At 67.8% G+C, this 23,430-nt stretch carries 22 protein-coding genes; 8 read left to right on the plus strand and 14 right to left on the minus strand.

Features of this window, described 5'->3' with window-relative positions:
• Positions 1 to 180 precede the first annotated feature (180 nt).
• Positions 181 to 717 (plus strand): hemerythrin domain-containing protein, encoded by a 537-nt coding sequence (locus tag E1H18_RS12245; RefSeq protein WP_172268392.1) that lies wholly within the window; start codon positions 181 to 183, stop codon positions 715 to 717.
• A gap of 39 nt (positions 718 to 756) precedes the next feature.
• Here the strand turns inward: E1H18_RS12245 and E1H18_RS12250 are convergent, their stop codons facing one another.
• The 3 genes from E1H18_RS12250 to E1H18_RS12260 form a co-directional block, all read right to left on the minus strand.
• Positions 757 to 2,193, minus strand: a complete 1,437-nt coding sequence (locus E1H18_RS12250; protein WP_172268395.1) for a UdgX family uracil-DNA binding protein — start codon at positions 2,191 to 2,193, stop codon at positions 757 to 759.
• On the minus strand, positions 2,193 to 3,413 hold the full coding sequence (locus E1H18_RS12255) for a putative DNA modification/repair radical SAM protein (RefSeq protein WP_172268398.1): 1,221 nt from the start codon (positions 3,411 to 3,413) through the stop codon (positions 2,193 to 2,195). The genes E1H18_RS12250 and E1H18_RS12255 overlap by 1 nt, the downstream gene beginning before the upstream one ends.
• A 128-nt stretch (positions 3,414 to 3,541) precedes the next feature.
• On the minus strand, positions 3,542 to 3,820 hold the full coding sequence (locus tag E1H18_RS12260; RefSeq protein ID WP_172268401.1) for an HU family DNA-binding protein: 279 nt from the start codon (positions 3,818 to 3,820) through the stop codon (positions 3,542 to 3,544).
• A gap of 317 nt (positions 3,821 to 4,137) precedes the next feature.
• On the opposite strand from E1H18_RS12260, the gene E1H18_RS12265 reads away from it, so the two are divergent.
• A complete protein-coding gene (locus E1H18_RS12265) occupies positions 4,138 to 4,407 on the plus strand; it encodes a hypothetical protein (protein WP_172268404.1) in 270 nt (89 codons plus the stop codon).
• A gap of 5 nt (positions 4,408 to 4,412) precedes the next feature.
• On the plus strand, positions 4,413 to 6,983 hold the full coding sequence (gene ligD / locus E1H18_RS12270; RefSeq protein ID WP_172268407.1) for a DNA ligase D: 2,571 nt from the start codon (positions 4,413 to 4,415) through the stop codon (positions 6,981 to 6,983).
• Positions 6,984 to 7,126: 143 nt separating this feature from the next.
• On the opposite strand, the gene E1H18_RS12275 is transcribed toward ligD, so the two are convergent.
• From E1H18_RS12275 to E1H18_RS12285, 3 genes are all read right to left on the minus strand, one after another.
• The gene (locus E1H18_RS12275) at positions 7,127 to 7,981 is read right to left on the minus strand and encodes a Ku protein (RefSeq protein ID WP_172268410.1); all 855 of its coding nucleotides are present in this window, start codon (positions 7,979 to 7,981) and stop codon (positions 7,127 to 7,129) included.
• A gap of 27 nt (positions 7,982 to 8,008) precedes the next feature.
• Positions 8,009 to 9,040 carry a DNA topoisomerase IB gene (locus E1H18_RS12280; protein WP_172268413.1) on the minus strand — a complete coding sequence of 344 codons (1,032 nt, stop codon included), beginning with the start codon at positions 9,038 to 9,040 and terminating at the stop codon, positions 8,009 to 8,011.
• Between the two features lie 120 nt (positions 9,041 to 9,160).
• Positions 9,161 to 9,568, minus strand: a complete 408-nt coding sequence (locus E1H18_RS12285; RefSeq protein ID WP_172268416.1) for a helix-turn-helix domain-containing protein — start codon at positions 9,566 to 9,568, stop codon at positions 9,161 to 9,163.
• Between the two features lie 213 nt (positions 9,569 to 9,781).
• On the opposite strand from E1H18_RS12285, the gene E1H18_RS12290 reads away from it, so the two are divergent.
• Positions 9,782 to 10,795: an FAD-binding oxidoreductase gene (locus tag E1H18_RS12290; protein WP_172268419.1), complete on the plus strand. Its 1,014-nt coding sequence runs from the start codon at positions 9,782 to 9,784 to the stop codon at positions 10,793 to 10,795.
• A gap of 26 nt (positions 10,796 to 10,821) precedes the next feature.
• On the plus strand, positions 10,822 to 11,985 hold the full coding sequence (locus tag E1H18_RS12295) for an acyl-CoA dehydrogenase family protein (protein WP_172268422.1): 1,164 nt from the start codon (positions 10,822 to 10,824) through the stop codon (positions 11,983 to 11,985).
• Positions 11,986 to 12,004: 19 nt separating this feature from the next.
• On the opposite strand, the gene E1H18_RS12300 is transcribed toward E1H18_RS12295, so the two are convergent.
• Positions 12,005 to 12,721: an energy transducer TonB gene (locus tag E1H18_RS12300; RefSeq protein ID WP_172268425.1), complete on the minus strand. Its 717-nt coding sequence runs from the start codon at positions 12,719 to 12,721 to the stop codon at positions 12,005 to 12,007.
• Positions 12,722 to 12,913: 192 nt separating this feature from the next.
• On the opposite strand from E1H18_RS12300, the gene E1H18_RS12305 reads away from it, so the two are divergent.
• Positions 12,914 to 13,783 (plus strand): transglycosylase SLT domain-containing protein, encoded by an 870-nt coding sequence (locus E1H18_RS12305; protein ID WP_172268428.1) that lies wholly within the window; start codon positions 12,914 to 12,916, stop codon positions 13,781 to 13,783.
• 146 nt (positions 13,784 to 13,929) lie between these two features.
• Here the strand turns inward: E1H18_RS12305 and E1H18_RS12310 are convergent, their stop codons facing one another.
• The 3 genes from E1H18_RS12310 to E1H18_RS12320 form a co-directional block, all read right to left on the minus strand.
• Positions 13,930 to 15,114: a CaiB/BaiF CoA-transferase family protein gene (locus tag E1H18_RS12310; RefSeq protein ID WP_172268431.1), complete on the minus strand. Its 1,185-nt coding sequence runs from the start codon at positions 15,112 to 15,114 to the stop codon at positions 13,930 to 13,932.
• An 82-nt stretch (positions 15,115 to 15,196) separates the two neighbouring features.
• On the minus strand, positions 15,197 to 15,616 hold the full coding sequence (rnk, locus tag E1H18_RS12315) for a nucleoside diphosphate kinase regulator (protein ID WP_172268434.1): 420 nt from the start codon (positions 15,614 to 15,616) through the stop codon (positions 15,197 to 15,199).
• A 234-nt stretch (positions 15,617 to 15,850) separates the two neighbouring features.
• A complete protein-coding gene (locus E1H18_RS12320) occupies positions 15,851 to 17,647 on the minus strand; it encodes an ATP-binding protein (protein WP_172268437.1) in 1,797 nt (598 codons plus the stop codon).
• 148 nt (positions 17,648 to 17,795) lie between these two features.
• On the opposite strand from E1H18_RS12320, the gene spbR reads away from it, so the two are divergent.
• The gene (gene spbR, locus E1H18_RS12325; RefSeq protein WP_172268440.1) at positions 17,796 to 18,929 is read left to right on the plus strand and encodes a pole-localized protein SpbR; all 1,134 of its coding nucleotides are present in this window, start codon (positions 17,796 to 17,798) and stop codon (positions 18,927 to 18,929) included.
• Between the two features lie 69 nt (positions 18,930 to 18,998).
• On the plus strand, positions 18,999 to 19,763 hold the full coding sequence (locus E1H18_RS12330; protein ID WP_172268443.1) for an NUDIX domain-containing protein: 765 nt from the start codon (positions 18,999 to 19,001) through the stop codon (positions 19,761 to 19,763).
• On the opposite strand, the gene E1H18_RS12335 is transcribed toward E1H18_RS12330, so the two are convergent.
• From E1H18_RS12335 to E1H18_RS12350, 4 genes are read right to left on the minus strand one after another with little or no spacing between them, the layout of a single operon-like run.
• A complete protein-coding gene (locus E1H18_RS12335) occupies positions 19,760 to 20,389 on the minus strand; it encodes an ABC-type transport auxiliary lipoprotein family protein (protein WP_172268446.1) in 630 nt (209 codons plus the stop codon). The genes E1H18_RS12330 and E1H18_RS12335 overlap by 4 nt on opposite strands.
• On the minus strand, positions 20,386 to 21,324 hold the full coding sequence (locus E1H18_RS12340) for an MlaD family protein (protein WP_172268449.1): 939 nt from the start codon (positions 21,322 to 21,324) through the stop codon (positions 20,386 to 20,388). Before E1H18_RS12340 ends, E1H18_RS12335 begins: the two co-directional genes overlap by 4 nt.
• Before the next feature lie 3 nt (positions 21,325 to 21,327).
• Positions 21,328 to 22,185, minus strand: coding sequence for an ABC transporter ATP-binding protein (locus E1H18_RS12345; protein ID WP_172268452.1), 858 nt, complete (start codon positions 22,183 to 22,185; stop codon positions 21,328 to 21,330).
• Positions 22,182 to 23,297 carry an MlaE family lipid ABC transporter permease subunit gene (locus tag E1H18_RS12350; RefSeq protein ID WP_172268455.1) on the minus strand — a complete coding sequence of 372 codons (1,116 nt, stop codon included), beginning with the start codon at positions 23,295 to 23,297 and terminating at the stop codon, positions 22,182 to 22,184. Before E1H18_RS12350 ends, E1H18_RS12345 begins: the two co-directional genes overlap by 4 nt.
• Positions 23,298 to 23,430 lie beyond the last annotated feature (133 nt).

The following is a 23,430-nucleotide window of genomic DNA, read 5'->3' on the forward strand; positions in this document are numbered from 1 at the left end:
GGCAACGTTCAAGACCGTTGACGCCTGGATGTCGGGCGGCCCAGGGGCGACTGCTCGACACGCCCTTCGGTCTTGAAAATGCTTCTCATTTAAAGGCTTAACGCAAACGAGGGGCGCTGGAACAGGGCGCAGCGCCACGTGTTGGTTGGCGGTCGGGGGACACAACGCTGGGAGATTTCCATGGCCGCCGCCACCAAGACCTCGACGAAAGCCAAGACCGCCAAGCCGCGTAAGTCTACCCGCCGTACGGGTCGTCGCGACCCGTTGGCCATTCGTCTGCTGAAGCAGGATCACCGTGAGGTCGAGGCGATGTTCGACGAGTACGAGCAGCTCGAGGCCGACAAGGACAAGCTGGCGCTGTTCAACAAGATCGCCCTGGCGCTGAAGGTCCACACGCAGATCGAGGAAGAGATCCTCTATCCGGAGAGCCGCGGCGAGGTGGAGGACGACCTGATCGACGAGGCCTATGTCGAGCACGACGGGGCCAAGAAGCTGATCGCCGAGATCGAGGCGATGAAGCCCGGCCAAGAGTTCTACGACGCCAAGGTCAAGGTGCTGGGCGAGTACATCAAGCACCACGTCAAGGAAGAGGAACAGCCTGGTGGCTTCTTCGCCCAGGCCAAGAAGGGCGATGAGGATCTCGAGGCCATCGGCGAGCGCATGAAGGCGCGTAAGGAAGAGCTGATGGAGAAGATGGGCGGCGAGAAAGCGCACTAAGGTTCTGCAGATCCTCTCCCGCAGCGCGGGGGAGGATCTCTATGTCGTCAACCCCGCCAGCTTGCCCGCCTGCCGCAGATCGTCGACGAACTCAGCATAGGCCCTGGCGCGTGTCTCTTCGTCCGGCACGCGCAGCAGGAACGACGGGTGGTAGGTCACCAGCCCTTGGGCCTGATCGGCGAGCCGGATTGGTCTGCCGCGATTGGCGCCAATTGGCGTCGCCTTGCCGGTCACGCCCAAGGCCGCAGTCGCTCCCAGCATTACGATCACCCGCGGTCGCACCAGCCGGCGCTCGGCGTCCAGCCACCAGCGGCAAGCCGTGACCTCGCCTCTGTCCGGCGTCTTGTGGATGCGTCGCTTGCCGCGTGGCTCGTGCTTGAAATGCTTGACCGCGTTGGTGACGAAGGTGCGGTCGCGCGGCACGCCGGCCTCGGCCAGGGCCTTGTCGAACATCTGGCCGGCGGGGCCGACGAAGGGCTTCCCGGCCAGATCCTCCTGGTCGCCTGGCTGCTCGCCGACAAACATCAGCGGCGCAGGGCTGGCACCTTCACCCGGTACGCCCTGGGTCGCGTCACGCCAGAGATCGCAGCGGCGGCAGACGCTGACCCCGGCCTCGACCTCTTCCAAAGTGGTTGGCGCGCCCGTGCCGTAGGCGGCGTCCCGGCTGTGGCGTAGCGCGGCCTTCAGAACCCTTGCCGACGGTTGGCGAGGCGTGGCGGCGACCATGGCCGTAGCGCGCTCCTGAGCGGCTTCGATCAGCTCAGGAATGAGCCGCGCCTCGGGCAGGTTCCGCCAATAGCGTTTCGGCATCTCCTGGCGCATCTGGCGCGGGTTCAGGCGAGCCGGGTTGAAGATCGAGGCGTAGTAGGTGCGCCATAGCTCCTCCTGGGCGTCTTCGGCGGGGGCGTCGGCCGGATCGGCGCCTTCCGAGACCGACAAGCGCTCGCCGTCCCAGGCCACGCAGGCGTCGGGCGTCAGGATCGTCCAGTCCATCGCGGTAAAGCGACGGGCGAAGAATGGGGCGGTCGCTTCCGTCACCCGATGGGCTGGTTCGAACCAGGCGGCGTAGGTTTCGGTCGCCGCGCCCTCGATCAGGCGGAAGCGAACGAAGGCCTTCATCTTGTGAGCCGAGCGGCTGACGGCCTTGGCCATGTCGCGGGCCCGGGCCATGTCGGGATCAGCGGGATTTTCGATAAGCCGCGGCTCGCGCTCCAGCCGCCACAGGATGCGATAGAGCAGCGCCAGACGATCGGGAGCGCGGTGCAGGATCACCTGCTCGGCCAGTTCGACGAAGGCGGCGGGGACGGTGAAGTTGGCGGTCCTGCCGGAGGGCGGGGCAGGGTTGTCCAGGTCGAACAGTTCTCGCTCTACCGTCCACACCACGGCTTCCGGCGCGACGCCCTCGGCCCGCAGCGCCCGTGCAGCGGTGCGCCAGCCGGCGAAGTCGATCTCGGAGGCCAGCCGCACGACCCGCATCAGAACAGGCTCAACTGCTGTGGCGGGATCAGGGCGGCCTTCAGGCTGTCCCGGTCGGCGAGCGCCCCGGGAGTCCAATCGGCGGTGATCACGAAGGCTCTGGCGCGCTTGACGACGGCCCCGACGCGCTTGAGGTCATCGAGGGTCAGGCGGGTCACCTTCCGGGCCGTCACGATACGTTCCACGGCCTTGGCGCCCAGGCCCGGCACGCGCAGCAGGGTTTCCTTGTCGGCGGTCTGGATATCGACCGGAAATCTGGCGCGATTGCGCAGCGCCCAGCTGGTCTTGGGGTCGACGGTCAGGTCCAGGTCCTCGCCCTCGGCGACGATCTCCGGCCGCTCGAAGCCGTAGAAGCGCATCAGCCAGTCGGCCTGATACAGGCGGTGCTCGCGCAGCAGCGGTGGGCGGGTCAGCGGCAGGCGGTGGCTGGCGTCGGGGATCGGGCTGAAGGCCGAGTAATAGACCCGCCCCAGGCGATAAGCGCCGTAGAGGTTGGCGCTGCGGGCCAGGATGTCGCCGTCCTTGGCCTCGTCGGCCCCGACGATCAGCTGGGTCGACTGGCTGCGGGCGAAGGTGCGGCGCGCCGCCTTCTTGGCCGGCTCGGCATGGTCGTCGATGGCCAGGCGCATACGGCCCATGGCGCGCTTGATGTCGGTCGGGCTCTTCTCCGGCGCCAGGGTCGCAAGACTGTCGTCGCGCGGCAGCTCGATGTTGATCGAGACCCGGTCGGCATACAGCCCGGCCTCGGCCGCCAGCTCGGGCGAGGCCTCGGGGATAAGTTTCAGATGGATGTAGCCGCGGAAGTCGTGATCCAGCCGCAGCGATTTCGCCACCCGGACCATCTCCTCCATCGTGTAGTCGCCCGTGCGGATGACGCCCGACGACAGGAACAGGCCCTCGATATAGTTGCGCTTGTAGAAGTTGAGGGTGAGGTCGACGACCTCCTTCACGCTGAACCGCGCCCGGGGCGTGTTCGACGACACGCGGTTGATGCAGTAGGCGCAATCGTAAATGCAGAAGTTGGTCAGCAGGATTTTCAGCAGGCTGATGCAGCGACCATCGGGGGCATAGGCGTGGCAGATGCCCATGCCCTCGGTCGAGCCTATGCCCTTGCCGCCGATCGAACTTCGCTTTTCGGCGCCGGACGAGGCGCAGGACGCGTCGTACTTGGCGGCGTCGGAGAGGATGGCGAGCTTGCGCCTGAGATCGAGAACGGCCATGCGGCCTAAGTTATAGTTCTCTTTTTGTTCTGGAAAGACTTCACGCGCGACACTGGCATGAAGCTCAATGTCGCGCGTGAATAGAAGCGTCGGGGATCAGACTTTTCGGTCAGATCCCCGCCAAAGGCTTAGCCGTTGACGGCGTCCTTCAGTTGCTTGGCCGGCGTGAAGGCGACCTTCTTGCTGGCGGCGATTTCAATGGTCGCGCCCGTGGCCGGGTTGCGGCCGGTGCGGGCCGGCTTGGCCTGGACCTTGAACTTGCCGAAGCCGGGGATCGAGACTTCGTCGCCCTTCACCGAGGCGTCGGCGATCGACTTGAACACGCCATCGATGATGGCCTTGGCTTGGGTCTTGGTCAGCTTGTCGTCGGCGGCGACGGCGGCGTCGACCAGATCGGAAACGTTCATTTTCTCAGCTCATTCCTGTGGAATCAGGGAAATCCGAGCCTGCCGACGCGGATCGGGTTTGTCACCCGTTAGGGAAGGTTAAAACGCCGATTCATGGGGGCAAAACGCCCGTGGGGCGGGGTTTTTTACGGAACAGCCGCCTCCGGAACGGCCAAGTTAAGGGTAAAATCCTTAATTATAGTCTTAAAAGTGGACCGTCGGTCGACTCGCGCAAAAGCTGATTCTGGCGGTTTGCGGTGAGTCGAAGCCTCGAAAGGCGTTCGCCGGAACGCCGAAAGGCCCCAGCCATTCCTCCTGCAGGCACAGGAGAAACCGCCATGACCGACATCGATGCCGGACGCGAAGAGGGTTGGGACGAGCAGGACGGCGCCGAGGCGCTGGACGAGGACGTGGTCGGCAAGGACGGCGAACTTCGCACGTTCGAAGAGCTGCCTGACGTGCTGGACGTGACCCAGGCCGAGGGCGACGCCGACGATGACGACGCCTTGATCGCCGAAGAGCTCGACGACGACGAGATCATCGCGCTGGAGCAGGATGAGGACGGCGATCCCGACGACAAGCGTCCCGAAGTGTTCGACGGCGAATAGCCGCCATGGCCGCACGCAAGCTGGCGGCTTACGACGCCAAGCGCGACTTCAAGGTGACGAGCGAGCCGACGGGCGCGGTCCAGGTGGCCGCGTCCGAGCGAGCGCGGTTCGTCATCCAGAAGCATGAGGCCACCCGCCTGCACTACGACCTGCGACTGGAGCACGAGGGCGTGTTCCTGTCGTGGGCGGTGACGCGCGGACCCTCGCGCGATCCGCACGACAAGCGGCTGGCCGTCCATGTCGAGGACCATCCGCTGGCCTATGGCGACTTCGAGGGCTCGATCCCCAAAGGCCAATATGGCGGCGGCACGGTGATGCTGTGGGACCGCGGCTGGTGGGCGCCCGAGCCGGGCTTCGACCTGGCCAAGGGCCTGAAGAAGGGCGAGATCAAGCTGGTCTTCGCCGGCGAGCGGATGAAGGGCGGGTATGTGCTTGTCCGCATCCACAACGACAAGAAAGGCGGCAAGCGCGAGAACTGGCTGCTGATCAAGCACCGCGACGAGTTTGCACTGGAGGGCGATGAGGGTTTCCTGGACGATACCGCCTTCTCGATCGCCTCGGGCCGGAAGATGGAAGACATCGCGGCCGGCAAAGGCAAGGCGGCCAAGCCCTTCATGACCGCCAAAACCACACCGCCGGACGCCATCTGGAACAGCAGGACCTCGCCCGAGGCGAGCGGCGAGAAGGCGGCCGAGGAGGCTGGCGCGCCCAAGCGCAGGATGCCGAGCTTCATCCCGCCGCAGCTGTGCAAGCTGGTCGACCGACCGCCAGGCGGCGGCGACTGGGTCCACGAGATCAAGTTCGACGGCTACCGCATGCAGCTGCGCATCGAAGGCGGCAAGGCGGCGTTGCGCACCCGCACTGGCCTGGACTGGAGCGACCGTTTTCCGCGGCTGATCGCCGACGCGGCCGACCTGCCAGACGCCCTGATCGACGGCGAGGTGGTGGCTCTGGACGAGACCGGTTCGCCCAGCTTCGCGGGGCTGCAGGCGGCGCTGGCCGAGGAGGACACCGGCGACCTGATCTTCTTCGCCTTCGACCTGCTGCATGCCGAGGGCCAGGACCTGACCGACCAGCCTCTGGAAGCCCGCAAGGCGCAGCTGAAAGCCTTGCTGCCGAAGGACGGCGAACGCATCCGCTATGTCGAGCACTTCAAGAGCGGCGGCGAGGCGGTGCTGCAATCGGCCTGTCGGATGTCGCTGGAAGGGGTGGTCTCCAAAAGGCTCGACGCGCCGTACCGCTCGGGCAAGGGCGCGACCTGGACCAAGGCCAAGTGCCGGGCTGGCCACGAGGTGGTGATCGGCGGCTGGACCACGACGGGCGAGGCGTTCCGCTCGCTGATCGTCGGGGTCTTTGCGGACGGCGACCTCGTTCATGTCGGCCGGGTCGGCACGGGCTATGGCCGGGACAAGGTCGCCAAGCTGCTGCCGAAGCTCAAATCCCATGCCCGCAAGACCTCGCCGTTCAAGGGCAAGGGCGCGCCGAAAGGCGGAGCCGGCGTACACTGGGTGGATCCGGTGCTGGTGGCCGAGATCGAGTTCGCGGGCTTCACCGGCGAGGGCTCGGTGCGCCAGGCGTCGTTCAAAGGGCTGCGCGAGGACAAGCCGGCCAAGGCCGTCGAGGCCGAGGCGCCCGCGCCTGCCGAGGCGGTCGAGCTGGTTCAGCCAAAATCAGGCAAGGCGATCGTCAAGGGCGTGACCCTGTCCAATCCCGACAAGCCCCTGTGGCCCGACGCCGGCGACGGGACGCCAGGGACCAAGCTGGACCTCGCCCGATACTACGAGGCGGTCGGCGACTGGATGCTGGAGCACGTGCGCGGCCGACCGTGCTCTGTGATCCGCACGCCTGACGGCATCGGCGGCGAGAGCTTCTTCCAGCGCCATTCGGGCAAGGGCGTCTCGGCCCTGATCGACGAGGTCACGGTCAGCGGCGACCACAAGCCCTACCTGATGTTCAACACCGTCGAGGCCCTGGTGGCCGCCGGCCAGTGGGGCGCGACCGAGCTGCATCCCTGGAACTGCCGTGAGGGCGAGCCGGAGGTCCCAGGCCGCCTGGTCTTCGATCTCGACCCCGGACCGGACGTCTCGTTCGACGCCGTGGTCGAGGGCGCGCGCGAGGTCCGCGACCGGCTGGAGGCCCTGGGTCTGGTCGGCTTCTGCAAGACCACCGGCGGCAAGGGGCTGCACGTGGTGACGCCGCTGAAGGGTAGAAAAGTCGACTGGGACGCGGCCAAGGCCTTTGCTCGCGAGGTCTGCGCTCGCATGGCGGCCGACAGCCCCGACCAGTACCTGATCACCATGGCCAAGAAGGACCGGGGCGGACGGATCTTCCTCGACTACCTGCGTAACGACCGCATGAGCACCGCCGTGGCTCCGCTGTCGCCCCGCGCGCGCCCCGGTGCGCCGGTGTCGTGGCCGGTGGCCTGGACCCAGGTCCGCAAAGGGCTGGATCCGTCGCGCTTCAACATCCGCACAGCGCCAGGCATGCTCAAGGATCTCGACGCATGGGAGGCTTATGCGGAGAGCGAGCGGGATCTGGCAGCGGCGATCAAGAAGCTGGGGAAGGGCGTTTCCTAAGCCCCCATCCGCTTTCCCGGCGAAAGCCGGGACCCAGGTTCATCCTGGTCGGTTGGGGTGTTCGCGCCAATGGTCCTGGCCGTAGGCTCGAGCGCTCCGGGCTCGATCTGGGCCCCGGCTTTCGCCGGGGAGACGGAAGGGGGTCAGCTCGCCTTCTTCCGCGCAGGCGCTTTGGCCGTAGTCTTCGCGGCGGGCTTTTTCGCCGTCTTCCCCGCCGGCGCCTTGCCCAGGCTGCTGCGTAGCGCCTCCATCAGATCCACCACGTTGGTGTCCTCGGGCTGTTCCGGCGCCGCCACCTTCCGTCCCTTGCCCTTCTGCTTTTCCTTGATCAGGGCGCGCAGGGCGTCTTCGTAGCGGTCGTTGAACTGCTCGGGATCGAACGGGCCTTCCTTCTGCTCGATGATCTTCTGGGCGATCTGGATCATCGCCGCGTCGGGCTTCTTGTTCGGAATGGCGTCGAAATAGGTCGCCGCGTCGCGCACCTCGCGCTGGCTGCGCAGAGTCCAGGCGACCATGCCCTCTTCGCGCGGCTCGATGGCCAGCAGGCGCTCACGCTGGTGCATGACCACCCGGGCCAAAGCCACCTGGCCGGCCTTGGTCATGGCCTCGCGGATCACGGCATAGGCCTCGGCGGCCAGCTTGCCGTCAGGAACCAGGAAGTACGGATTGTCCCAATAGAGCCGGTCGATGTCGGTGGCGGGAACGAAGCGCTCGATATCGATGGTGCGGGTGCTTTCCAGGCGGACGCTGTCGATCTCGTCCTGGGTCACGACCACGTACTGGCCCTTCTCGTATTCGTAGCCCTTGACGATGTCGGCGCGTTCGATGGGGCCCAGGTCCGGATCGGTCGGGATCATCCGGATGCGGTTGTGGGTCTTCTTGTGCAGCATGTTGAAATGCACGTCGCCGCGCGAGTCTGTGGCGGTGTAGAGCGCGACGGGGCAGGTCACGAGCGAAAGGCGCAAGTGGCCCTGCCAGGTGGGGCGGCCGGCGGCCATGGGCGTTCTCCTCCGTGGAGCTTTGGGTCAGGCTTGCGCGCACGAGGCCTTCGCGGCCTCCAGGAAGCGGATAACGGCCAACTCGAAGGCGCGCTCCGAGCGGCCGGCCTTCAACGGCAATGTCCCTTGCTGGTAGGCCTCCAGCACCAGCGGATGGATGTACGAGCCACGGCAGACCGCGGCGGTGTTGCCCAGCAGGCCCGCCACCGCCTTGACGCAGGTGTTGACGTTGCGTTTGGCCTCGGTGGCGCTGCCGGCCTTGGGGATGAGACACAGCGCTCGCGCCGCCGCCAGGGTGCCGGCCCAGGTGCGGAAGTCCTTGGCGGAGAAGTCATCGCCGATCGCGGCGCGGATATAGGCGTTGACGTCGGCGCTCTCGATCGCCCGGCGCTGGCCGTTGTCGTCCAGATACTGGAAGAGGCGCTGGCCGGGCACGTCCTGGCAGGCCTTGACGATGCGGGCCAGCCGCCGGTCGCGAAAGCCGGTGGTGTGTACCTTGCCGCTCTTGCCCTTGAACTGGAACGTGCCGCCCACGCTGGACAGCTTGGCGTGGCGGTCGCGCAGGGTGGTCAGGCCGAAGCTCTTGTTGGCCTGAGCGTATTCCTCGTTGCCGACGCGGATCAGGGTCAGCTCCATCAGCCGGATCACCGCGGCGATGACCTTTTCGCGGGGCAGGCCGCGGCGGGCCAAGTCCTTTTCGACCCGATCGCGTAGCCGGGGCAGGGCGCGGCCGAAGGCGATCATGCGGCCGAACTTCAGGCCGTCCCGGTCGCGCCGCCAGGCCTCGTGATAACGATACTGCTTGCGGCCCTTCTGGTCGCGGCCGGTCGCCTGGATATGGCCGCGCGGCGAGGGGCAGATCCAGACATGGGTCCAGGCCGGCGGGATGGCCAGCATGCGGATGCGTTCGAGGGCGTCGGCGTCGGTGACGCGGCCGCCGTCGGGATCGCGATAGTCGAAGCCGTCGCCAGCCTTGATCCTCGCCAGCCCAGGGTCGTCGTCGTTGACGTACGCCAGGCCTGGGGTCGTCACCGGAAAATCAATCGTGTCGCGCGGCATGTCGCCAGCCCTCCGATCCGTCTTCGGATCAACGGAGCGCGAGAGGGCCGGTTCCGGGCATGAAAAAAGGCTTCGAGGCGAGCCCGAAGCCTTCATCCATTCTGAGTTGGAGATTGCGCCCTAGGGGGCGTCGTCGTCCACCATGGCGCGCACCAGATCCACGACCCGGCGGCGCAGGCGGCGGTCGTCGAGGCGCGGGAACAGGCTCGCCAGCTCCAGGCCCTCCGGGGTCGAGACGAACTCGGTCATGCGCTGGGCGAAGCCGTCGTCCAGGCCGCCGTCGGTGTCTTCCAGGCCTTCGAAGAAGTACGAGACCGGAGCCTGCAGAAGCTTGGCGGCGTCATACAGTTTGCTGGCGCTGATGCGGTTGGCGCCGCGCTCGTATTTCTGGATCTGCTGGAAGGTGATGCCCAGCGCGTCGGCGACCTGGGTCTGGCTGAGGCCCATCATCTTGCGACGAATTCTCAGCCGGGCTCCCACGTACAGATCAACGGGGTGGGCCGCTTCGGCTGCGGGTCGATCGTTCATCCGCCTCTATTCCATCAAGCGCCGCCGTGCGGCTCTAACATATGCGTTAACGGATATGCCTCAGCTTGGCTGCATCGTCACGTGCTGCACATGCACAGATCGGGTCTTCCCGTCCAGGCGGCGCAAGGGGTTTCCCGCGACCTGGGATGGATTTGCGCCGCTTAGGGATCGCACGGGGTTGACGTTCGGGACCTCGGGGAGTGTGTGCGCGCCATGACAGTTCAATCGGGCGTACGTGTCGCCGTGGCTGGGGCCGGGGCGTTTGGATCGGCAGTGGCGCTGCGGCTGGCGCGAGGCGGCGCGGACGTGACCGTGTTCGATCCTGCGCCGCCTGGCCAGAACGCCTCGGGCGTGGCCGCGGGTATGCTGGCCCCGGTCAGCGAGGCGCTGTTCGACCCCGCATCACGCGACCACCTGGATGTGATGCGTCGCGCCCGCGACCTGTGGCCGGCCTTCGCCGACAGCCTGGGAATCGCGCTGGGTTTGGCCGGGGTGCGAATCCAGGGCTCGGACGCCTGGCGCGGCGAAGTCGAGGCCAAGCTGCGCGACCTGGGCGTTCCCGTCACCGATCACATCACCGAGGACTGGCGGATCGACGCTCTCGGTTCTCTGGCGGCGATGCGGGCGGCGGCCGAAAACGCCGGCGCGGCGTTCGAGCAGGCCGAGGTCACGGGCTTTGCGCCGGGGGCGCTGGACCTGGCCGACGGCCGCACCCTGGCGTTTGACGTGCTGGTGCTGGCTACGGGGCCCGGCGCGCGCGGGGGGCGTCTGGCGCCGGAGACCGCGGCCCTGGCGCCGGTGAAGGGCCAGATCCTGCGCGCGACGCCGCTCCAGACCGAGGAGACGGTGGTGCGTGGCGAGGGCGTCTACATGGCCCCGGGTGAGCTGCTAGCCATTGGCGCCACCATGGAAGCGGACCGCGACGACCTGACGCCTGACGCCGAAGCGACGAGCACCTTGCGGGCGGCGGCGAAGGCGCTGCGACCGGACATGAATCTCGACGACGCGCGGGTCGATGTCGGGGTGCGGGCGACCACGCCGGATGGCCTGCCGCTGGTCGGCTGGAGCCGCGCGCCCGGCGTGCTGCTGGCTGTCGGCGCGCGGCGCAATGGCTGGCTGTTCGCGCCGCTTGTGGCCGACATGGCCGCAGCGTATCTGAATGGTGATAACCTGGGCCCCGACGCCGCCGCCATGGACGCGCGCCGTTTCGAGGAGCCTGAGACCTAAGAAGCGCACGCAGGGGAGTAGGCCGGATGTCCGGATTCTGGTTGACCGACGAACAGGAAGCCATCCGCGAAGGCGTCGCCAAGGTCTGCGCGGCCTTCGACGACGAATACTGGCGCCGCACCGACGACACCGGAAACTTCCCCGAGGAATTCGTCGCCGCCATCGCTGAGGGCGGCTGGCTGGGCGTGGCCATGCCCGAGAGCGTTGGCGGGGCGGGCCTGGGCCTGACCGAGGCGGCGATCATGATGCAGGCCGTGGCCCAGTCGGGCGCGGGCTTCTCGGGCGCCAGCGCCATCCACCTGAACATATTCGGTCCGATGCCGCTGCTGAAGTTCGGCAGCGACGCCCAGCGCGAGCGCCTGCTGCCGCGGCTGATCTCGGGCGAGGACAAGATGTGCTTCGCGGTGACCGAGCCCAATTCGGGCCTGGACACCTCCAGCCTGGAGACGCGGGCCGAGAAGGTCGACGGTGGCTATCGCCTGAACGGTCGCAAGATCTGGACCACCGGCGCCCAGCGGGCCAACAAGATCCTGATCATCGCGCGCACCACGCCCAAGGATCAGTGCGCCAAGCCGACCCAGGGGCTGAGCCTGTTCTATACGGACCGCGCGGAGATCGAGGCCAAGCCGATCCCGAAGATGGGCCGCAAGGCCGTCGAATGTAACATGCTCTTCATCGAGGACCTGTTCGTCCCGGCCGGCGATCTGGTCGGCGAGGAGGGCAAGGGTTTCCAGTACCTGCTGCACGGCCTGAACCCCGAGCGCGTGCTGTTCGCCGCCGAGGCCGTGGGCCTGGGCCGCGCGGCGCTGGCCAAGGCTGCGACCTACGCCAAGGAGCGCGTCGTGTTCGGCCGGCCGATCGGCCAGAACCAGGGCGTGGCCCATCCGCTGGCCAAGTCGTGGGCCGAGCTGGAGGCCGCCAATCTCCTGGCCTTCAAGGCCGCCGCCCTCTACGACGCGGGCAAGGACTGCGGGGCCGAAGCCAACGCCGCCAAGTATCTGGGCGCCGAGGCTGGCTTCCATGCCTGCGAGGCCTCTGTCCTGGCGCATGGGGGCATGGGCTACGCCAAGGAGTACGACGTCGAGCGCTATTTCCGCGAGTCGATGATCGCCCGCATCGCGCCGATCAGCCGCGAGATGATCCTGAACTTCATCGCCGAGCGCGTCCTGGGTCTGCCCAAGAGCTATTGAACGCGCTCGGCGGGAAGCGTCATGCCCCTGCGTTGAAGCGGATGGGGATGCGGACGGTCGCGCCGTCGACCGCCTGGCCGTTCTCCATCTGCGGCTTCATCTTGAAGAAACGCGAGACTTTCAGGGCTGCGTCGCCGAAGCCTTCCTCGGTCGGGGTTTCCGACAGGACCGAGCAGTCGCGGACCGTGCCGTTGACCGCCACCACGCAGTTCAGGGTCGCCATGCCCGACAGGCCGCGCCGCTGGGCGCTTTCGGGATAGTAGCGGGCCATGTCGTCGGCCGAGGGGAGCCGCAGCCAGTTGGCGCGGGTGATGGCCTTGATGGGCGGCGCGGGCGGAGCCGGAGGCGCGGGCGGGTCGGGGGTGAAGGTGGGGGGACCGGCGACCTTAGGGCCGTCGGGGACGTCCAAAGTCTTCACTGGCAATATTTCGGGCGGAGTGATGGGCGTCGCCACCGGCGTGTGGACCTTGATCGGGTTCGAGGCCTTCGGCGGCTGATCGGCCGGCGGGGGAGGCGGCGGCTTGGGCGGGGCAAGGGGAAGGTCCAGCAGGAACGACTTGTCCTCGACTACCGTCGGCAGCGGCGTCACCCACTTTTGGTAGGCCAGATAGCCGACCAGAGCGACGTGTGCGGCCGCCGAGACGCCCAGGCCGATCAGCAAGGCCTTGGAGGACTTGCGCGGTGCGGCGTCGAGGCCGGGAATGCCGGAGCCATTGGGATTGAGAGCCAGGGCCATGATGACCTCCAAGATGAAATTACACCCGTAGCATCAGGTCATCACAGGTGGTTGGCGCTGTAAATTGACAATCGTAATCCGCTTGTCGATTTTCTTACGTTTGTAAGATTGGGTGCGGCATCTCGTCTCCGGACGGGGCGGTCGGAGTGTGGTTAATTCGGAATTAACCATGATCGCCGAGTCATGAGGCCCATGCCCGCCGTCAGTTCCATCCGCAGCGTCGTCGAGTCGGCGATCCAGCGCGCTTCCAGCGCGACCGGGGTCGACTTCTCGTTCCTGGTGGGCACGGCCAAGCGCGAGAGCGGCTTCAATCCGGCCGCCAAGGCGCGGACCTCTTCCGCCTCGGGCCTTTTCCAGTTCGTCGACCAGACCTGGCTGTCCACGCTGAAGAAGCACGGCTCCAAGTATGGCTACGCGCGCTATGCCGACCTGATCTCGCAAGGGTCCGACGGCCGCTACCGTGTCGAGGGCGACGAGGCCCGCAAGGCGGTGCTGGGCCTGAAGATGGACCCGCACGCCGCCTCGCTGATGGCCGGCGAGCTGGCCTCGGACCATGCGTCGTACCTGCGCGGCCGGGTGGGGCGCTCGCCGACGTCCGGCGAACTCTATGCCGCCCACTTCCTGGGTCCGGCTGGCTCGGCCCGGCTGATCGAGGCTGCGACCAGCAACCCCGGCGCCAGCGCCGCGGCGATGTTCCCCGACGCCGCCCAGGCCAACAAGTCGATCTTCTATCGCGACGGCCGCTCGGCCACGGTGGGCGAGGTCTACGCCAACCTCACCAAGACCGGCGGTTCGGGCCGCATTACCGATCCGGCGCCTGCGCGTCAGGCCGACAGCGTCGACCAGGGCTTCATCCAGTATGCCAGCGGCCGCCGCCTGGAGCGTATCAAGCAGCAGGAAGCGGTGGTCGACCTGATCCTGCGCGGCTCACAGGACGCCAACCCGTTCGGCGGCGGCGACATCAGCGGCGGCGGCGCGGGCCAGCGTCTGGCTAGCTCGATGTTCTCGGCCGAGATGCTGCGCGTGCTGGCCGACGCCAACGACAAGGTCAAGCAGCGCTGATCCCCAACACCCGTTTCCCCGGCAAAGGCCAGGGCCCAGATCCCATCTCGTGGGACTGACGGGATCGGCGCCGCGTTTCTGGAAATTGCCTCAGCGCCTCTCCATCTGGGTCCCGGCTTTCGCCGGGAAAATCGGATTTTTTGGGGTTAGGCGTGGGTGGTCAAAGCGGCCACCTGTTCCGCCGACCAGCCCAGTTCCCTGAACACGCTTTCCGTATCCGCCCCCAGCTTCGGGGCCGGACCGCGCGGCGTGTCGTCCACGCCGGGGAAACGCGCCGGAGCGGCCGGCGACTTGAACGTGCCGCCCGCGCCGTCCGGCGTGTCCACGAAGCAGCCCGCCGCCTCGGCCTGGGCGTCTTCGACCAGTTCCCGCGGAGTCTGATAGGGCGCCCAGGTGATGTCGCCGGCGTCCAGCGCCGCCTCGGCCTGTGGATAACTCATGCCGCCGAAGGCCTCGTCCAGGATGTCGACCAAGGCTTGCCCATGCTCGCGGCGGCTCTTGGCGGAAGCAAAGCGCGGGTCATCGACCAGTTCGGGCCGCCCTGCGGCGGCGGCGATGCGCGGCCAGTCGACCGAGCCCTGGCGCGGCAACAGGCAAATCCAGCGCCCGTCCGCGGTCTTGTAGAAGTTGGCCAGGGGCTGCACCGCTTCACGCCGCCCGCGGGTGGAGGCCAGTTTTCCGAACCGCAGCTGGATCGCCATGTCCGAACCGATCGCATAGACGCCGGTGCGCAGCAGCGAGGTCTCGACCAGCCGTCCCTTACCGGTGCGGGTGCGTTCGTGAACCGCCGCGAGGATCGCGGACACCGTGGCCAGCGACGTCACGTGGTCGCCCATACCGGTGCGGATGGGGAAGGGTTCGGCGCCCTTGGGCGCGGTGATCGAGCCGACCCCGGCCCGCGACCAGAAGGCCGCCACGTCCATGCCGGGCTTGTCGCGATCGGGGCCGACCAGGCCGTAGCCTGTCAGGCTGCAATAGATCAGGCGCGGATTGATCGCCTTCAGCGCCTCATAGTCCACCCCGGCGCGGGTCAGGGCGGCGGGGCGGACATTGGTGAGGAAGATGTCGGCGGTGGCGGCCAGAGCCTTCAGCGCCTCGCGGCCCAGGTCGCTACGGATATCCAGCACCACGGCCCGCTTGCCGCGGTTGTCCAGCTCGAACACCGGGTTGGCGTCCTGGTCCGTGCCGATGGTGTCGAAGAAGCGCCGCATCGGGTCGCCCTCGGGGGACTCGACCTTGATGACCTCGGCGCCCCAGTCGGCCATGATCCCGGCCGCGCCCGGAGCGGCGATATAGGTCGCCAGCTCGACGACCCGCAGTCCCTGCAGCATCCGCGTCTCTCCCTTTTGTTGAAGGCGAGTGTGCGGACGCTGGCGGGGATTGGAAAGGCTTACCCGTGGGCAAGCCTTTCGATCAGAACACCAGGCAGCCGGGCGGTTCGACCTTGAGGATGCGCAAAAGCCGCTCGTGGCCGTCGCGGTCGGGCCAGCGGATCGACTGGCCGACGGCCAGGCCGATCAGGCCCGCGCCCACCAGGGACAGCACCGAGATCTTGCCGGCTTCGATGTCGGCTTCCTTGGGGTAGACCAGCAGCACCGAGCGGGCCAGGCCATTGGCGTCGTCCTCGAAGCGGACGGTCGAGCGCATGCGCACGACGTCGCCGGGCATGTCGTTGTCGGCGCGAATCTCGGCGCGGTCGATCTCGGCCAGCAGCATGTCGGCCGCCAGCGGAGCGGCCTGCTGCATCTGAGTGGCCAGGGTGGACAGGCGTTCGACCTCGGTCTCGGCCATGATGATGCGAGGACGCGCGACGGCGTCCGCTTGCGAGGGCATGAAAAGCTCCAGGCGATGTAGGGAGGCGCGACGGCGCCCGTCTCAGGTACTGAGGGCGACCGTCTGGATGGCGGGAGGATGTATGTTCGCCCCGAACGCCCGCAGCGACAGGCGCGCGGACGGTTCGGGGCTAGGAGCCTGCGAGCAGGCTACCGCCGTGATGGCAGAAACGCCGAAAGGTCGAGCGCGAGAACATGCGCCATTGTTCACCGCCGGCTCGGCTTGTCAAACCGACTAGGCGGCTTCCGACTTGGCGACGTCGCGGCGGTCCAGGGCGGCGGCGTCGGCCAGGGTGCGGGCTATGGCGGCGACGCTGACCGGCTTGCGCAGCACGATGTCGGCGCCGGCCTCGAGGAACTCGGTGGCTTCCTCGCCGTCGCCGTCGATCATCGCGACGATCGGGGCGTTGCGGTTGGGGCCGTCAGCGCCGCGCAGGGCGGAGGCGGCGCCAGGGCCGTCCAGCACCGGCATGCGGTGGTCCAGCATCAGGAGGTCGAACTCGGCGATGCGGGCCAGATCGGCGGCGCGGCGGCCGTTCTGGGCGTGGACCACCTGATGGCCCAGTTGCTCCAGGATGGCGCGTAGCATGGCCGCGTTCAGGGCGTCGTCCTCGGCGATCAGCACGCGCAGGGTGCGCGGCGCGCCAGGCGGTTCGCTGGCGCTGGCTTCCAGCTCCTCCTCGAACTCGCACTCGGCGGCGTCATCGAAGGGCAGGGTCAGGGTGAAGCAACTGCCCACGCCCACGGCGCTGCGGGCCTCCAGGGCGCCGCCCATCAGCCGCGCCAGCTGGCGCGACAGCGACAAGCCTAGCCCCGCGCCGTTGACGCCGGCGCCGGTGCGCTCCACGCGGCGGAAGGGCTCGAAGGCCTGCTCCATTTCCTCGGTCGACAGGCCGGGACCCGTGTCGGCCACCTCGACGGCGACTTGATCGCCGCGCAGCTCGACACGCACCTCGATGCGGCCGCGCACGGTGTACTTGACCGCATTGCCCAGCAGGTTGGCGACGATCTGGCGGGTGCGCAGCGCGTCGGCGATGGCGGCCCCCTTGTCGCGGCCGCGCAGGAGCGGATCGATGTGGACGGCCAGCTCCAGCCCCTTGGCGGCGGCGTGCGGCTTGTCGAGCAGGACGAGGTCCTGGATCAGGCGGGCCGGGTCGAAGGGCAGGGCCTCGACACTGAGGCGGCCCGACTCGGCGGTTTCGGAGTCGAGCGTGGCGTTCAGCACCGCGATCAGGTCCTGGGCGGCGTCCAGCGCGGCGTTCAGCTGCTCGCGCGACGGCGCGGCGCGGCCGCCCTTGCCGGCGGCGGCGGCCAGCACGTGGGTGACGCCGGTCAGGCCGTTGCGGATTTCGTGGCTGAGGGTGGCGACGATGTCGGATTTGGAGCGGGCGGTGCGTTCGGCGCCCTCCAGCACCCGCAGGCGCTCCTCGACCAGCTGTTCGTGAACGACCGACAGATCGTGCTGGCGGCGGAACATGCGGTTCAGGATCAGGGCCAGGGTCAGGCCCAGCGCCGTGGCGCCGAAGGTCAGCTCGCCCTCCTGGCGATCGCCGCCGCTGGAGAAGTGGGCGATCATCGGACCGGCCGCCGCAAGCGGGGCGACGATCAGCAGGCCGGGCAGGTAGGGCGCTGCGAAGAAGGCGCAGAGCACCGCGCCGGCCGTGGCCATCATCAGCAGGGTTTCGCGCGCCGGGCCTGCGCCCTGGGCGAAGGCCGAGATCTGCACGACGGCCAGCGCCCACATCACCCCGCACAACACGTAGACCCGCGCCCGGCGGCCCAGATCCTGCGACGCGTCGTCGCGCAGTCCGTTGATGGCGGCGTAGAAGGCGCCCCAGTTGATCGCGAACACCGCGAAGCTGGCGGTCATCCAGATTCGGTTGGCGGCGAACGAGCCGACCCACACGAACAGCGGCAGGCTGATCGCGAAAACGCCAAGCGCGTAAGGCAGCAGCGCCGCCTGGGCGTCCAGCGCCTTGGCCACTCGCGCGCCGTCCATCGTGTTGTCGTTCTGGCGGCGCTCTGCGAGCAAGTTCGCGCTCCTTCGATTGAGCGCGCAGGATAGAGAGGTGTGGTTTGTACCCGGTTACGGTCTATCGTTAATCCACAGCTACCCACAGCAAACAATCGTTAAGCCTAACCGCTGAAGATCGACTCCCAGCATAGGTCGGGCAGATCCCATGGCCACTACACGCGCCGCACTCACTGATTCAGACATCCGCATGCTCGTGAAGGGCGCGACGCCGGACGAGCGCGCCCTGGCGGCCCACAAGCTATGCCGCAACATCGACCGCGCTACGCTCGACGAAGAGGGGCGACAGGTCGCTCACGACATCCTGCGGGTCATGGCCGCCGACGCCGCCGAGCTGGTGCGCCGGGCGCTGGCCGTCACGCTGAAGAACTCGCCGGTCCTGCCGCCCGACGTCGCCAATCGCCTGGCGCGCGACGTCGACAGCGTCAGCCTGCCGATCATCAACTTCTCGCCGGTGTTCACTGACACCGACCTGGCCGAGATCGTCCGCGTGGGCGGTCCGAAGCGCCAGATGGCGGTGGCCAAGCGCTCGAAGCTGTCGACTCGGATCACCACCCTGCTGGTCGACCAGGGCGACGAGACAGTGGTCGCCGCCGCCTGCGCCAACGACAACGCCCGCTTCTCGGAAGTGGCGCTGCAGAAGGCGCTCGACCGCTTCGCCAAGTCCGAGCAGGTGCTGCAGGCCGTAGCCTATCGCTCGGTCCTGCCGCTGGCCGTGACCGAACGCCTGATCGACATGGTCGGCGATCAGTTGCGCGACCACATTCTCAGCCACCACGCCCTGTCGGCGGAACTGACCCTGGAGCTGATGATCGGCGCCAAGGAGCGGGCCACGATCGACCTGGTGGACCAGGCCGGCCGCGCCGCCGATCCCAAGGCCTTCGTCGCCCACCTGCACCGCGTGGGCCGCCTGTCGCCATCGCTGATCCTGCGGGGTCTGGCGCACGGGCATATGGCCTTCTTCGAGTGGGCGGTGGCCGAGCTGGCCGGCATTCCTCATCACCGCACCTGGCTGATGATCCACGACGCCGGTCCCCTGGGCCTGAAGGCGATCTGCGAGCGGGCGGGACTGCCGCCGCGCCTGCTGCCGGCGTTCCGCGCGGGCGTCGACGCTTTCCACGGCCTGGAGTTCGACGGTCGCGCCCATGACCGAGAGCGCTTCCAGGAGCGGATGATCCAGCGCTTTCTCACCTCGTCCCACGCCGTATCGCGCGAGGACAGCGAGTACCTGATCGAGCGCATGGATCAGAGTGTCGAGAAACGTCAGGCCGCCTCGGCTTAAGGCCACGCGTCGAACGACTGTTCGAATTTGGACTGTGCAACTGCGCGGACCTGCGCCAGACTTGCTGTCATGTCTGATCCGTCGTCCGGCGATGCTCGTCCCGCCGCCACCGTACTGCTGCTTCGAGACGCGCCTGATTTCGAGGTGCTCATGGTCAAGCGGCACCACCAGATCGACTTCGCCGGCGGCGCCTTGGTGTTCCCGGGCGGCAAGAGCCACCAGGGCGACCACGACCCGCGCTGGCGCGATCTGGCGTTCGGGTTCGACACCGAGTGCCAGGACGGCGCGCCGCTGCGGATCGCCGCCATCCGCGAGGCCTATGAGGAGGCCGGCGTGCTGCTGGCTCGCGACAAGGACGGCGCCTTCTATGCCGGCGAGGCGGCCAAGGACGTCCGGGCGGCGGTGGCCGAGGACAAGGTCGCCTTCATCGACGTGGTCGAGGACCTGGGCTTGAAGCTGGACCTGTCGGCCCTGACGGTGTTCGCGCGCTGGATCACGCCGCGGATGATGCCCAAGCGCTTCGACACGTGGTTCTACGTCGCCCATGCGCCGCTGGCCCAGCAGGCGATCTGCGATGGCCACGAGGCCGTCGACGCCGAGTGGATCGCTCCCGCGATGGCGCTGGACATGGCCGCCTCGGGCGCCCGCAAGGTGATCTTCCCCACGCGCATGAACCTGCAACTGCTGGCCGAGAGCGCCAGCCCGACCGACGCGGTGATCCGGGCCGAGGGCAGGGCGCTGGTCACGGTCGAGCCGTGGGTCGACGGCCGCGTGCTGCGGATCCCCGACGATGCCGGCTACGGCGCAGTGACCGAGCCGCTGGAGGCGCTCTAGCTCTTGACGCCCGGACCGGCGGCGTTGACCCAGCCGACGACTTCGCCGAGCACCTTGGCCACGGCCTCGTCGTAGGCCGGAACGATGGCGCCGACGCGGTTGTCGGCGGCCTTTACGCGCGCTTCGAAGATCTGGTCGCCTACCAAGACGCGATCGGTGTTGCGGTTCAGGACGCCACGCACGCGCACGACGACCTCGGGCGCAGCCTTGGGGCCGTTCACGTAATCTGTCTCAAAGGTGCGGACCTCCAGACGCAGGACCAGATCGGCCTTGGCCACCTCGCCGCGGCCGATCAGGCGGGCGCGGCCGGGGTCGTTCTCGAACGAACGGGCGACGGCTTCTTCGAACAGCACGAAGGCCGGCGAGACCCAGCGCGAGCCGGCGATATAGGCCACCTCGCCATTGGTGCTGGTCAGGATGCGGTCGCCAGCGGCGGCGCGGGTGAAGGCGCTGGGGGCCTTCAGCACGCCGAACATCGCGCCGGGCGGGCCTTTCGGCGCGCTGACCTCGGCCTGGCCGAAGCGGTACATGCCCACCGGCTTGGTCTTCGGGAAGACGCTGATACAGGCCGAGAGACTGACGGCGACCGCCGAGACGGCCGCGATGCGGAGTGCGTTACGGATCACGGCTGGACCTCCACTTCCTTGGCGGGCGCCTTGCCGACCAGGCTCCGGGGATTTTGTTCGACCTCGCCGACCAGGCGGTCTAGGGACTCGGCTGCCGACTGCAGGGTGACGATGGCGGCCGACAGCTGCGGCAGGCCGGTGCTGGCGAAGTCGCTGGTCGGGCCTTCCAGCTTGCCGACCATGCCGCGGGCGTCCTTGGCGGCGGCCTTCAGCTCGGCGGCGGCGTCGCCCAGTTCCTTCATGGTGCGCTTGGCGTCGCCTTCAACCAGGCCGTTGGCGTTGTTGGTCAGGCTGGTGATCGATTGCGCCGTCTGGTCGATGCTCTGCAGCGCCTTCTGGGCGTCGGCGATGATCTCCTTGCGCTCGCGCAGCTCGGCGGTGACCGCCTGGACGTCGCTGAGCGAGGCGCTGAAGGTCTTGATGTTCTTGTCGCTGAGCACGCGATTGACGCGGTCCAAGGCCTCGATGGTGCGGGTCAGCACCGTGCCGCCGCCTTCCAGCAGGTCGGACAGGGCGCTGCGCTGGCTGCGCAGCACGGGCACCTTGCCGCCCTCGACCGTGTCCTTCAGCAGCTCCTTGTTGGGCGAGCCGGCGGTGATCTGGACGTAGTTCACGCCCGTGATGCCCTGCGGCTCCAGCGTGGCGTAGCTGTCGACCTTAATCGGCACGTCCGACGAGACGCGCACGCGGGCGATGACGCGGTTGGGGTCGGTCTTGTCCAGCTCGATGCGGCTGACCTCGCCGACCTTGATGCCGTTGAAGTGCACTTCGCCGCCTTGCGACAGGCCGCGCACCGGACCGATGAACAGGATGTCGTACAGGTCGTAGTCGCGGCTGAAGCTGAGCTTGGCCAGCCAGACCACGAAGATCACCAGGCCCATGAACAGGGCCAGTGAAATGGCCCCGACCAGAGCGTAGTTGGCGTTTCTTTCCATCGGTTACGTCCTCGCCTGCGCCTGGCTATCAGCGGGAGACGCCGCGGCGCGTCCTCGCGGGCCCAGGAAGTATTTCTGGATCCATGGATGTTCCGAACGCTCGAGCTCGCGCACGGGCGCCACGGTCACCACCTTCTTGTCGGCCAGCACGGCGACGCGGTCGGTGATGGCGTAGAGGCTGTCCAGATCGTGGGTGATCATGAAGACGGTCAGGTCGAGGCTGTCCGACAGGTCCTTGATCAGGTCGTCGAAGGCCGCCGCGCCGATCGGGTCCAGGCCCGCGGTCGGTTCGTCCAGGAACAAAAGCTCGGGGTCCATGGCCAGGGCGCGGGCCAGGCCGGCGCGCTTGCGCATGCCGCCCGAAAGCTCGGCGGGCTTCAAAGTCGCCGCGCGAGCGGGCAGGCCGACCATGGCGATCTTCAGATCAGCGATTTCCTCGACCTCGCGCTTGGGCAGGCGGGTGTGTTCGTAGAGCGGCGCGGAAACGTTCTCGCGCACGGTCAGGTTCGAGAAGAGGGCGCCCTGCTGGAACAACACGCCCCAGCGGCGCTCGACTGACGACCAGCGCCGGCGCGACGCCGTACGCATGTCGCCGCCGAACAGGCGCACCTGGCCGCCGTCGGGGACCTTCAGGCCGATGATGCTGTTGAGCAGGACGGACTTGCCGGTGCCCGAGCCGCCGACCACGCCCAGAACTTCCCCGCGCTCGACCTTCAGGTCCAGACCGTCGTGCACGACGTTGTCGCCGAAGCACGAAACCAGCCCGCGCACCTCGATGGGAAACTTCTCCGACTCGGCCGTATCGGCGACCAGGGAAGAGGGGGGCGGGGGAGGCGGCGGCGTCTTCTTGGCGCGGGTCATATGTCCAGCTCCATAAAGATCAGGGCGAAGACCGCGTCGATCAGGATGATGGCGAAGATGGCGTGCACGACCGAAGCGGTGACGCGACGGCCCAGCGACTCGACGTCGTTGCCGACCTCCATGCCTTGCCGGCAGCCGATGGCGGCGATCACCGCGGCCATGACCGGCGCCTTGCACATGCCGATCCAGAAGTGGGTGACGCCGATATAGTCGACGATCCGCTGCAGGAAGAAGGTCGGCGACAGGTCCAGCACGACCCACACCACCAGCATGCCGCCGGCCAAGCCGGCCAGGGTGGCCACGAAGGTCAGCAGCGGAATGGTCAGCAGCAGGGCGGCGAAGCGCGGCAGGACCAAGGCTTCGTAGGGGTCCACGCCCATGACCTGCATGGCGTCGACCTCTTGGTTCATCTTCATCGAGCCGATCTCGGCCGCGAAGCTGGAGGCCGAGCGGCCGGCCAGCAGGATGGCCGTGATCAGGATGTTGAATTCGCGCATCACCGAGATGCCGATCAGTTCGACCGAATACACCTGAGCGCCGAAGTCGGTCAGCATGTTGGCGCCCAGCAGGGCCACCACCGCGCCGATGAAGAATGTGGTCACCGCCACGATCGGCATGGCGTCCAGGCCCGCGCGCTCGCACAGCGAAATGGTCGGGGCCCAGCGGATGCGACGCGGATCGGCGATGCAGCGGCCCACGGCGCTGAGCAGATGGCCTAGGAACACCAGGGTGCCGTAGCCATCCTTGAACAGGTCGAAGACCCCGCGGCCGATGCGTTCCAGCAGGGCGTGGAAGCCGTTGGGGCGGATGGTGGGCTCAGGCTCGACCTGGATGGCCGCGCCGACCAGTTCCAGCAGGCGCAGGACTTCGGGGCGGGCCTCGACGCGCCGGGCGTCCAGCGTATCGCCGCCGGCCCGCAGGATGGCGTAGGCGCCGGCGGTGTCGCAGCGATTGACGCCGGTCAGGTCGAAATGGACGTCCTTGGGCGCCTTGACGGCCGCGGACAGTCGCAGCCCCGCGTCCAGCAGGCCGCGTGCGGTCCAATCTCCCGAGAGCGCCGCCGTCGAGCGGCCGTCCTGCTCGGTCAAGATGAAGTCCGCCGGTAGCGCCATGAAATCCGTGAGCTTGTTTGGGCGTTATATCCAGGCCCTAAGCAGGACCTGACAAGGGCAAAACGCGCCAAGGCGCAGCTTGTTTCTGCTTGTGGCGACTCTGTGACGAAAAGTTTGTGGAGAGAGGTGTGAC

Source organism: Caulobacter sp. RHG1 (genome assembly GCF_013181195.1).
Classification (GTDB): Bacteria; Pseudomonadota; Alphaproteobacteria; order Caulobacterales; family Caulobacteraceae; genus Caulobacter.